Consider the following 12,331-nt stretch of genomic DNA (forward strand, 5'->3'; position numbering starts at 1 on the left):
ATCACCATCAGGATCAGTGGTACCCGGCTTATAACCGTCACCACCAATCACACCGTCGCCACCTTCAGGCTTCTCAGCAGCAACCGTGCCCTCAATGACAGTCTCAACGACATCATTTTCAGCCAACGGCTTATTAAAGGTGACAGTCACCTTGCCGTCAACAACCTCAGCGGTGTAATCCTCCTGCGGAACCGGCTGACCATTCTTGGTCACAGTCGGAACTGCACCCTCATTAAACGGCGCATCCGGATCCTGGTTAATCACGATGACCGGCTTCTCAACCGAACCACCAGTAACCGTCGACGTACCCGTATAGGTCACGCCCTCACCTGCGGCAAACTTTCCATCCGGCTCAGTGCCGTCAGGGCCACCACCGGTGGTGTCGGTGATCTTAACTACGGTGTCGATCTTGCCCGGGTACAAGTCCACAGGCTTGCCGGTGTTGGTATCAGGGTCCTTGACGTTAGCCGTGGGATCCTTCGGACCTTCGGCATCGGGATCGGTGGTACCCGGCTGGTAGTCGTCGCCGCCGATGATTCCGTCGCCGCCTTCAGGGGTTTCCTTGGCAACTTGGCCATCGATCTTGGTGACGATGACGTCGTCTGCTTCAAGCGGGGTCTTGAAGCTAACGGTCAGCTTGCCGTCAACAACCTCAGCGGTGTAATCCTCCTGCGGAACCGGCTGACCATTCTTGGTCACAGTCGGAACTGCATCTGCCTTGAAGGGGGCGTCAGCATCTTGATTGAGAACGATGACCGGCTTTTCGACCGGGCCGCCTACGACAGTGGAGGTGGCGGTGTAGGTGACATCGTCACCTGCGGAGAAGACGCCATCACCATCGGCATCGGTGATGCCGACAACGGTATTGATCTTGCCGATGTAGTAGTCCACCGGGTTGCCAGCCTCATTGGAGGGATCCAGCGTGTTCGGAACCTCAGGCTTTTCGCCCTCTCCGTCTGGATCAGTGGTACCCGGCTTATAACCGTCGCCACCAATCACACCGTCGCCATCGGCGGGCTTCTCAGCCGCTACTTGACCATCAATGGTAGTGATGATCTGGGAGCCTTCGTCGACCGGATCCTTGAAGTCGATCTCGAAGGAGCCGTCGGGCTGCTTGGTTGCGGTGTAATCCACATCCGGGGTCAGCTTGACGCCATCCTTGGTGACGGTCGGGACTGCATCTGCCTTGAAGGGGGCATCCGGATCTTGATCGATAACGACCGAGAGATCCTTGACGCCACCTTCGGTGATGTCAGTGGTCGCGGTGTAGACGACATCTTCGCCAGCGGTGAAAATGCCGTCTGGTTCGGAGCCATCAGGGCCGCCGCCGACGGTGTCGGTGATCTTGACGGTGGTGTTTGCGACACCGTTGTGGGCGATGACCTTAATCGGAGCATCGACCTTGGTGATTTCACGGTCAAGTTCATCAACGATCGCGATGGTCACTGCATAGGGCTCTGCCTTTGCGGTGCCGGCAACGGGGCTACCCACCAGAGTGATCTTGCCGGTTTCGGGATCGAAAGCGGTGGTGACGCCTTCCGGTGCACCTTCCACCTTGATCTGCTCGGCGGTCGGCATCGTGGCGTCTTTACCCGGGATGACGGTACCGAGAACGGTGTCTGCCGGGATTTCGTCGCCTTCTTCAACGGTCACCGCAACAGGGTTGACACTGATGGTGGGGCCATTGAATTCAACGGGAACGCTAACTTCAGCGGACTTGAAGTATGCATCATCGCGAGAGCGCTCGACGGGTGCAGTGGGATCAGCCGGCAAGTTACCTTCGATGGCGCGGAGGAAGATTTCCTTGGCCGGGCCAACCTTGGCCGGATCCACGGTGAGCTTGAACTCCGGGGTTTCCGTTGCGTTGCCATTGACGGTGGTCTCACCGACGATGATTTCGGAGCCGTCGCTGGTCTTCACATAGGCCTGCACCTTGGTCTGGGTGCCGTTTTGATGCTGAGCAGCCAGTTTACCGGTGAGGATGTTGTTGGTTTCGGAGGGGTCGAAAGGTGCTTCCTTGGTGTAGTCCGTGGTGGGAGCATTCGATTCGACCTTGGTGATCGTAACCGGAACATCTGCAGATTCGGCGTTCATACCGGCACGGGCAGCAACAGCCAAAGTGGAGGTTGCGCCTTCTGCAGTTAGCCCGAGGCTCTCAAGAGAGACGGCCGGGCAGGAGTTGGGGTCTTCACCGGTGCGGGTGGCGGGGTCGCAGATCTTTGCAGCCCAATTACCACTCTCGTCCGCGGTGGTGTGTCCAACGACCTCGCGGTTCTCGCCGGTGATGCGGTAAACCGTGACTTCCGAGTTGGGTTCAGAATTACCCTGCAGGAAGTTCTGCGACTGGCGGGCGGTGTTCTTTTCCGCAGTGACTGCGTCGCCTTCACCTTCAGCCGGAGCGGAGATATTAGCAACCGTCGGTCGATATGTAACGTACATCCGCCAGTAGGAGCTGGTATTCGACTTATCGATGAGTCGGTCGCCACCGTTTTCATCAGCAGTCACCCATTGTGCAAAGTGAATGCTCTTGAAGTAAGTCGGATCAGAGTAGTTTTCAATCAGCTTAGATTCGACGATGGGAATATCGACGTACATGCCATCGACGACCGGGTCGCTGGCATTAGGCTGGATGACACGGTGAATGTCGTCAATGACGACGGTATTTGGACTACCTTCTAGTTCCTGTCGTTGCGTGATGCGAACGACACCGTTTTCATCAAAAGCGGAAACCGGCACCTGAACTGGAGTTTCCGAAGCTCCGTTGGCGTAGTTACCGGAGTTATAGACTTCCCATACAGTCACATGATCGCCATCAACGGCCGCCAGGACGGCAGGATCAATCTGAAGATGCACATCGAAAGGTTTCTTCGCTCCGACAGCGGTGTTATAAGTGGCGATGTTATGGAATCGCTGCGTCTTGGTGCGAAGCACTGAGACCTTACCGTCTGAGACAGGGACGAATTTTCCATCGGGGCCCATCAGACCAGGCTCTTTACCTAACTCAAAGTAGGTCAATGACTGCGCATCTAGCCAGGTGGTGCCTTTGGAACCACCCGCAGCTGGGTCGAAGTCAATAGTGGTACCCGTTTGAGCGGTTGCATCGACGTTGATCTCGGAGTTGTCTTCGTTTTGCCCTTGCCAACGAGCTTCCGCATCGAATTGCGTCTTACCCGTTTCCTTGATGATCTGCTCGATGGGCTTTTTCAAGGTTACATGAACCATACCTGTATGCTTCTGGTTCTGTAACGGAACATCGGGGAAGATCCCCCAGTTACCCGAGAGGAATTTGCGCTCGTACTTGTCGCCGATAACAGTCGGCACTCGAGCGCTGGCTAAATCATTGAGTGCACGCCAGACTTCGCCGTCGACGCCGCTATTAGCGTACGGATCAAGCTCACCATATGGCTTCCCCGTAGGGCCGACATTGTTCACGGTCGTTGGAGTGACTTTTTCAAACCAACGCGTGTATTTGGCGTTAGGCGAGATTCCCTCATTTTTGACCGAGATTTCGTCGATATATGGCGCGAGATCAGGGTCAAAGTGCAGATAGACCCACGTGATCCAAGCCGCGGGGCTCAGCGTCGCACGGTAGGTCAGCCGCATATCAAAGCTCTTCTCACCAGTTACTTCGGCGAAGGTGACGCCGGACTGGATGATGGTGTGACCCTTGACTTTGGCGCCGGCAGGTACGTCCCATTTGGTGGTGGGACGATCTGGCTGAGCTGCGGGGTCGCCGGTCTCTTGGGCTGATGCGACAGCGGCAATTTCCGGAGTGAGTGCAGGTAACGTGATTGTTCCTATGCCCATCACCGGGACGGTCAATGCAGCTAACGCGCGTCGACCAAGCAACCGACTATTCGGTCGGTTTCTAGTGTCCTTCATTCAGGTTCCTCTTCCTCGATGGAGTGAAGCAATGACCCCAATTGCCGCGTTCCTAGCACCTGCTATAAATTCGCGATGAACTGATCGACAGCCGCTGCGTCTCCGTCAACAACAGGTAGTCGATTAGGTTTCACAGCATTTTTATAACTAGGGCACATAAAACGAAATAGGTAAACGGCCAGTTATTAGAGTCTCCTTCAGGGTTCTCCAACGTTGGAAAATAGTCAAGCTCGATTTACATCAAGCGTTAACCAGGGTTGCCAGATTCCAACACTAAGAGAAATCATTTCAGATAAAAGCACCTATTAATGCAGGTAGTTGACAGTTTCATTCCTTTGTACACCCCCGACTCTACCCCCGCAACGAATGGTGTGAGATTACACCCTCACGTTTGCAAAAGAACATAAGCAAAGCCGCTCCGAGCTTTGAAAATGATTGTTGTACAAACGATATAGTCTTGTATGCAAATATTATTGCAGGCCCCGCTTGATTATGTGACTGACAACTCAAAACGAGGCCCATCAAAGAGGCACCCGTGCGCTATAGTTCCTCCAAAACTGCGGTGTCTAGCTTTTGGTTTGCCAGGTATTCGGCAACCTCGGTGGCGCGACGGACTTCATCCCAGCCCAGCAACGGGGCGATGAGATCCGCTACCTTGCCGACCGTTTGGGCAGGAACGGGGCCTAGGGTACCGACAGCGAGGCGACGATCGAGGACGTCCTCGAGCCCGCGGGCAGCTTCATCACTGACCGCGAAGACGGCTTGGGCGGCAACATCGAGGCAGTCGCTATCTGGTGCTAGGCGTTCGGCTAGCCCTGGGTTTTCAGAAATGAGCTCGAGTACTCGGAGATGGTCGGTTCCATAGAGGGCGGCGAGGTGGATGCGCTCTTCCCTACCGAGTTCGGCTTCGGGGCGACGTACCAGCGCTGCTTCGAAGGATTCAGCGACGGACTCATAGTCTCCGAAGGAGGTCGCGAGGTTGACGTAGCGCGAATCGAAGCTGCGCACTGGAGGTAGGCGGTCGGATTCATCGGCTAGAACGCGGTCGATGACCTGCTCCCCTACTAAGCGGCCAAGTGTCCAGGAGCCACCGGTGAGGGTGAATAGTCCACGGAAGCCTTCAGAGGCGTGGTTGTGGATTTCGAAGCGCTCGGTCTTGGAGCCTTTGGCTCGTGGGTGCACGCCGGAGATCGTGGTTTTAATGAGGCGGCGATCGAAGGGTCGGCGGGAGACAGAATCGAGGGCGGAAAGAATTTCTTTGACATCGGCGACGGTGGCGCGGGAGGCATCATCGGCGTTGCCGCTGACCTCGACCTCATTGGGGCCAATGAGGGTGCGGTTTTGCCAGGGGGTGAGCAGAATACGCAGGCCATTTTCACCGCGGACGGCGACGCCTTCTTTAAGGCCAATATCCCCGCAGAGTAGGTGGACACCTTTGTGTTGGGTGATCTCCATGCGGGCCGGAACACTCCACGCACCAAGTACTTCATCCACCCAGGGACCTGCGGCATTAATCGTCACAGTGGCTTTAATATCGGCGGATTCACCACTGAGGCGATCTCGTACCCGAACCCCGGTTATGCCTTCACCGGGGCCACCGAGCAAAGTGGTGACTTCAGCATGGTTGATGGCACTGCCGCCGGATTCGGCGACGGTGGTAACCAGGGCGAGAAGGAGGCGTTCGGGGTGGATATTGAGGTTATCGTCATGGCGCCAGGCGCCGACGAGGTTAGTGGGGTCGAGCCAGGATAGTTCGCGTAGCAGGTCTTTTTTGCTGACCCATCGTGGGGCGCCGGCTTGGTTATCTGCGGGAAGCCCTTCGGTGCGGCCACGACCTAAAAGACCATGTGCGGCCATGCCGGCACCGAAGAAGGCGGTGCGGGCTTTGGACCAGTGGCGGCCAACGATGAGTCGGGAATGTGGGCGGACCAGGTGTGGGGCGGCGAAGCCGAGGTAGCGGCCTTCTTTGAGGGATTCGGCTGCGACGCGGAACTCCTGGTGGGCCATGTTGTTGAGGCCGTTGTGGATGATCTTGGAGGTAGCAGAGGAAGTGCCGGCACCGAAATCATCGCGTTCGATGAGCAGGGTGCGTAGCCCGCGTCCGGCGGAATGTCGGGCAATTTGCACTCCGGAGATGCCACCACCGATGACGATGACATCGTAGTTATTGCGGACTCGGGGACCGCGGACGCGGTCGTCAAACATGGAAATATATTCGCCCATGTTGAGCTGGGTCACCTGCTTCTTTGTGGAGTGGTTGGGTTGAAGGTTCCTTACCTATCCTCCCCCAAAAATCGCGGGCTAGCCACTAGGGCACTAGGTGCGGCATAGCGTGCCCGAAGCCAACCCCGAAGGAGCTAGCCCGAGCTCAGCCATCCGAGCTCGGGCGAAGCTCTGAAATTATTTGAGCAGGTTGCGGATGTGGGTGACCAGATTGGGTAGGGCCACGGTGTGCTGCTCGTGGGAGAGCATGTCTTTGACGGCGACGGTGGAGTTGGCGAGCTCGGTTTCGCCCATGACCAGGGCGTAGCGGGCCTGCGCGCGGTCGGCGCCCTTCATGGCTCCCTTGAGGCCGCGATCGCCGTAGGACATGTCGGCGGAAACGCCGGTGCGGCGCAGCTGGTTGATGATGAGTGCCATTTTTTGCTTGGCTTCGGCGCCGAGGGCGACACCGTAGATGTCGACGCGGCGATCATTGCCGAAGCCGACGCCTTCGACGTCGAGGGCCAGCAGGATGCGATCGAGGCCGAGGCCGAAGCCTACGCCGGAGAGATCCTGACCGCCGAGGATGGAGAGCAGGCCATCGTAGCGGCCGCCGCCGCCGATACCGGATTGTGCGCCGAGGCCGTCGTGGACGAACTCGAAGCAGGTCTTGGTGTAGTAGTCCAGGCCGCGGACCAGGCGGGGGTTCAGGGTGTAGGCAACGCCCATGTCATCAAGGAGGCCGGTGAGGGTCTCGAAGTGTTCCTGGCATGCAGGGCTGAGGTGGTCGATCATCAGCGGCGCGTCGGCGGTCATTTCGCGGACCTCGGGGCGCTTATCGTCAAGCACGCGCAGCGGGTTGATTTCAGCGCGGCGGCGGGTTTCCTCATCTAGCGGGAGCTTGTTTAGGAATTCTTGGAGCTTGGCGCGGTATTGGGGGCGGCAATCTTTATCACCCAGGCTGGTGAGTTCCAGGCGGAAACCGGATAGCCCAAGGGAGCGGTAGGAGCGATCGGCTAGGGCAATGACCTCCGCATCCAGGGCGGGATCATCAATACCGATGGCTTCCACGCCGACGGAGTGGAACATGCGGTAGCGGCCGGCCTGTGGACGCTCATAGCGGAAGAAGGGGCCGGAGTAGACCAGCTTGGCGGGTAGTTGGCCGCGGTCTAGGTTGTGTTCGATGACAGCGCGGACCACACCGGCAGTGCCCTCAGGGCGCAGGGTGACGGAACGATCGCCGCGGTCGGCGAAGGTGTACATTTCTTTGGTCACCACGTCGGTGGATTCGCCGACACCGCGGGCAAAGAGGTTGGTGTCTTCAAATAGTGGCAACTCGATGTGTTGGTAGCCAGCGAGATGGGCTTGCCGGGTTAGGGCATCGCGTACCGCGAGGAATCGGGAGGATTGCGGCGGCACATATTCGGCGACTCCCTTGGGAGCCTTTAGGGGCTGGACTTTCTGTTGCTCACTCACCTGAGACACTATACCCGGCTTGGCGGCTAAGTGGGGCTCCTTGGTGGGTGCCTTGGCGGGGGTGTGCTTAGTCGAGTCCGCGGAGGAAGGGATTGCTGCGGCGTTCTGCGCGCATGGTGGTGTCTGGGCCATGGCCGGGCAAGATGGCGATCTCATCAGGAAGCGTCATGACCTGGTGCTTAAGGGAATCCATCATGGCCTGTGGATCGGAGCCGGGCAGATCAGTACGCCCAATGGAGTTATTGAAAAGCACATCACCGGAGAAGCAGGCGTGTTCGCCGACGAAAAGGACACTGCCTGGGGAATGTCCGGGGGCGTGGCGCAGCTCGAAGTCCATGCCCACGATGGAGAAGGTCTCGCCGTGGTTGAGGTCGCGCAGCTCATTGGGGCGCTCCATGCCGGGCACATCGAAAAGCACGGTGGCTTGTTCGGAAACGCCGCCATCTTCCAACATGAAACGGTCTGCTTCATGCAGCCATACCGGGACACCTGCGGCGTTGGCTAGCTCACCGGCGTCACGGGTGTGGTCGATATGTCCGTGGGTGCAGATGACCATGCTGAGGGTGGCGTTTTCCTCTTTGAGGATTTTTTCGACGCGGCTGCGGGCATGCATGCCGGGGTCGATGACGGCCGCTTGCTTGGTCTCTGCATTAATGAGGACATAGCAATTGGTGTGGTACGGGCCGGCGGCAAAGGCATAGAGCTGCATAATTGGTAGCTTATAGGCTTATGCGGGGGCTTGGCTTCATCCTTTAGTCGGTATTTTCTTGACCGGAAGCATAATTTTTTACACTGGCTTGAAGCGGGGGCCTAGATATAGCTGAGGATGAGCAGTGCAATGGATAGCACCAACATGCCCAAGCAATTAACCCGGAAAGCCGTGCCGGTAGCACCCGCCCTAATATGCGCGATGGCTGCGCACACGAAGTAGGCGATCACCCCAACATTGGCGGCGAAAGCAATGCCGGGGATCCAGATGCCGGCGATAAGTCCGGTGGCGGCAAGCAACTTGATGATGATGAGTACCCACCACCAGCGTTGTGGGAGTTCCACGGATTCTAGGCATTGGCGGATAAAGCCGATGGGGCGAAGGCTGATGGCGACATCGCCGAGCAGGATGAGGGCGAGCAGGCTGGGTGCCCACCAGGTAGGTAGCACAATCATGAGTGTGGTGCGTCCTTGTGTGTGGTGGAAATTACGGTGGTGAAGTGGGTGCGAAGGTGTTCTTCCACATCGAGGTTTTGATTTGGGGTGTTTGGGGTGTTCGGGGTGTTCGGAGTCGATGCCCAGATAAATAAGGTACCGATATAGGCGGCATGCAGGGCTTTGGCGATAGCGCGGGGATGCGCTGTAGCGCTTCGTTGCGCCGTGGCGCTTGCGTGCGCGGTGGCGCTTGCCTGCGCGGTGGCGCTTGCGTGCGCGGTGGCTACCTCGGTGGTGGTGATGGCATCTTCGAATTCTTGGATGAGGCGCTCCCCGAGTGCTTGGAACACCTCGGAAGAATGCCGACCCGATAAGAGAATGGAGGCATATATCCGGGCGAGGTCGAGGCGTTCAACAAAGAGCGTGAGGAAGGGGCGAACCAATTCCAGGCAACGCTCTACGCAGCCCTCGGCGGTAATCGGTGTGCGGTGTTGGTGTTCGGCCTCAATGAGTTGATCGAAGATCTGCACCAGGAGTGCTTCTTTATCGCCCACAGACATGACGGTGCCGACACTGACCTCGGCGCGGCAGGCGATATCGCGGATGGTGGCATCGGTGTAGCCGTGTTCATCGAAAAGCTCTCGGGCAGCACACAGGACCTTGTGCTCCGTTTCGGCGCGGGCCATGGTGCGTCGAGATTGTGGCTCGGTGGCGTGCGGCTCGGTGGCGTCGGCGGACATCAGCGCCTCCAATAGTGAACAGGTTCAGTGAACATGTTCAGACTACGCGGGATGGTGCTAGTGGCACAAGGGGTGAAGACAATAAAAATAGGAACTCCCCGCAGACCGTGGAAGGCGCGGGGAGCTCCTGGTGGAAAAGTTTTTTCCAGTGAGGGTGCTTAGTCTGAGTAGGTGGATTCGCACCACTGCTGTTGGATGCGGACCATGCGGCGGGCGCGATAGAGATTTTCTTGGAGCAGGCGGCGCAAACCACCGGGGAGGGCGCGGCGTTCTTCTAAGAAATTGCGGGTAGCGGAACACACCTCGGAGACTTCATCTTCGGGGTGTTCATCTACTGCCCCATTGCTGGTACTTACTGCAATGGTGCTGATCTTCGGGGTGGGGAAAAGCCGCACCACCAATTGGCGGGCAACCTCCAGTGGGTGCGTAGACCACCAGGTTTCCACCTGGTTGAGGTACTGCGCGATGCTGAGGGTACCGGCACGAAGCGCACCATGCATGCAGCCGGGAGTATTCCAGGCATCAAGTAGTGCGGAGACCTCATCATTGGAGTACGCGCCTGGGGTGGTGACCTCTTTAAGGATCTTGTGCTTGGCTTTGAGCTCTGGCAGCGAGAGTTCACTGCGCAGGTGTTGGGCTTGGCCGGTCAAGGTATTATCGCGGGCGAGTTCGGCTGCTAATTCTTCTTCCGGCAGATCATTGAGTGCTCGCAGTGCGGCATTGATATTCCAGCGATGCGTGGGGCCAAGATCCACCGCCGTGTCGCCATCCCTTAAAGCCCGCAAGGAGGCTAGGGCTTCATCGCGGTCTGCCCCACCGATTGGGGAGGCATAGCCGAGTTCCGCGGGGATGAGAAAGCGCGCTAAAAGTTTTTGCATATCGCTACCTGCTGGGACGGCAGCTAATTCACGGCGTAGGCCACAAACAAGTTCACGGCCTAGGTGTTCTTGGCGTTCCCCGGCGGAATAGTTCAGCACACAACCTAAGGCCTTATTTAATACGGCATTGGCGGTGGTGGTGTTGGTTTCCTCCATGAGGTGCTTGCCCACGATGCGCAGATAGAACGCGGGATCGAGTTCTTGGTTATCGACCATTTGGCCAAGTTGTTGCCAAATCACTGCGCGAGTAAGCGGATCATCAATGCTGGAGAGATGATCTTCGATGAGCTCTAGGCAATGCTCCCCGAAGCGGCCGACAATATAGGAGTGTGCTTGATCATTAAGCACGATGAGTTGTTCGGCGAGTTCTTCTGAGGCGAGCTCGGTATGAACGCGGGTGGTGGGGGCATCAAGATGCACATCAAGCAGCTTGGTGCGGGTAAGTGCGCCATCTTTTAAGGCATAAAGCCCGATATCTAGGCGGTGTGGGCGGTGTGGCGCCGGGTTCTCCATGGTGATGAGAATGTCTGGGCCAGCAACGGTGATACGGGCAATATCGAAGCCACTGGTGCGCAGCCAGGCATCTACCCAATGCTGGAGACTATGGCCGTGGGCTTCTTCGAGCTCACTAATAAGATCGCTGAAGGTAGCTGTGCCATAGGCGTGCTTGTGGAAGTAGCTGCGGGAGGCATGGATGAAGTCCTCTTCGCCGACATAGTGCACGAGTTGCCTCAGTACGGCTGCGCCCTTGGCGTAGGTGATGCCGTCGAAGTTTTGGCTGGCGGCTTCTACATCGGGGATATCGGCGGCAATGGGGTGTGTGGTGGGAAGTTGGTCTTGTTCTAAGGCCCAGTTCATGCGGTGCCCGGCGAAGTTCACCCAAGCATCGGCGTGTTCGGTGCAGCCCACGCTGGCGGCAGCGCCCATGTATTCGGCGAAGGATTCTTTGAGCCAGAGATCATCCCACCACTGTGGGGTGACCAGGTCGCCGAACCACATGTGGCTCATTTCGTGCAAGAGGGTGTTGGCGCGGGCCGCGCGGATGGAGGCGGTGGGGGCGTCGCGGAAAATATAGTTTTCGGTGAAGGTCACCAGGCCGGGGTTTTCCATGGCGCCGATGTTGTATTCCGGGACGAAGATGCTGTCATAGCGGGCCCAGGGGTAGACGGAATCAAAAAGATCGCAGAACCATGTGAGTCCGGCTTTGGTCATGCCCAGAATATTTTCGGCGTCGAAGTACTCGCGCATGGATTTCCGGCACCAGGCGCCAAGGGCAATATCGCGGCCGGAGCGAGGATCATGCCAGGAATCGGTTTCGCCGACATAGGGCCCGGCAGCAAAGGCGGTGAGGTAGCTAGAAAGCGGTTCGGTGCGGGTGAAGGTGGTGGCTACTGCCCCATCGCCGGTTGAGACTGGGTTGCCATTGGCGAGAGCCCGCCAGCCTTCGGGTACGACGAGGGTGGTTTGGATGCAGTATTTAATATCCAGTTGTTCTAAAACCGGGTGGATGCGGCGAGCATCTGAGGGCTCGCAGTGAGAATAAAGGTAGGTTTCGCCATCGCTGGGATCCACGAAACGGTGGAGGCCCTGGCCGGTGCGCGAGTAAGAAGAATGAGCGCGGATGCGGATGGAAATTTCGGTTTCCGTGGGAAGATTGCGCAGAAGCACACCCCCGGCGGTTGCTTCATAATCGACGGCTTGGCCATCGACGCTAATGTCGGTGACCTTCCCGAGGTAATCAAAATTAAGCTCGCTAGAGCGCAAGCGAAGCCGCCAGGTGCTGTCCACATCGAAGGTGGGGGATGTGGGGGCTTCGCGGAGGTCTAAGCGGAGGTCAACGTGTGGGTTGCCAATAATATTTTGTGCTCGAGCTTCACAAGCGGCACGGGTGATGGTCGTCTCACTCATGCGGGCAAGCCTACTCCCCTTAGCTAGGCCGCGATGAGGCTCGGCAGACCCCGCCCCGGGCCCACGCGGGGTCCGGAGCTGGAGTCCTTAGCTCCCCGATCT

The 12,331-nt window shown here is 57.9% G+C and carries 7 protein-coding genes; all 7 read right to left on the reverse strand.

Translation table 11 applies throughout. The features are described 5' to 3' along the window. Positions 1-3,882, reverse strand: a 3,882-nt coding sequence (locus BMZ01_RS07850) for a hypothetical protein (protein WP_143067475.1), incomplete at its 3' end; no start/stop codon positions are given. A 540-nt stretch (positions 3,883-4,422) separates the two neighbouring features. After that, complete coding sequence (locus BMZ01_RS07855; protein WP_092286207.1) at positions 4,423-6,120, reverse strand: glycerol-3-phosphate dehydrogenase/oxidase; 1,698 nt, start codon at positions 6,118-6,120, stop codon at positions 4,423-4,425. 162 nt (positions 6,121-6,282) lie between these two features. After that, on the reverse strand, positions 6,283-7,560 hold the full coding sequence (hisS, locus tag BMZ01_RS07860) for a histidine--tRNA ligase (protein WP_223845883.1): 1,278 nt from the start codon (positions 7,558-7,560) through the stop codon (positions 6,283-6,285). A 67-nt stretch (positions 7,561-7,627) separates the two neighbouring features. Continuing rightward, the gene (locus BMZ01_RS07865) at positions 7,628-8,269 is read right to left on the reverse strand and encodes an MBL fold metallo-hydrolase (RefSeq protein WP_092286211.1); all 642 of its coding nucleotides are present in this window, start codon (positions 8,267-8,269) and stop codon (positions 7,628-7,630) included. A 101-nt stretch (positions 8,270-8,370) separates the two neighbouring features. Continuing rightward, complete coding sequence (locus BMZ01_RS07870; RefSeq protein WP_092286213.1) at positions 8,371-8,724, reverse strand: DoxX family protein; 354 nt, start codon at positions 8,722-8,724, stop codon at positions 8,371-8,373. Continuing rightward, entirely contained in the window at positions 8,721-9,443 is a 723-nt protein-coding gene (locus tag BMZ01_RS07875) for a TetR/AcrR family transcriptional regulator (protein WP_092286215.1), read from the reverse strand. Before BMZ01_RS07875 ends, BMZ01_RS07870 begins: the two co-directional genes overlap by 4 nt. Positions 9,444-9,601: 158 nt before the next feature. Further along, positions 9,602-12,229: an aminopeptidase N gene (pepN, locus tag BMZ01_RS07880; protein WP_092286217.1), complete on the reverse strand. Its 2,628-nt coding sequence runs from the start codon at positions 12,227-12,229 to the stop codon at positions 9,602-9,604. Positions 12,230-12,331: the final 102 nt, after the last annotated feature.

Origin of the sequence: Corynebacterium spheniscorum (genome assembly GCF_900113445.1) — a bacterium.
In the GTDB taxonomy this organism is placed as follows: Bacteria; Actinomycetota; Actinomycetes; order Mycobacteriales; family Mycobacteriaceae; genus Corynebacterium; species Corynebacterium spheniscorum.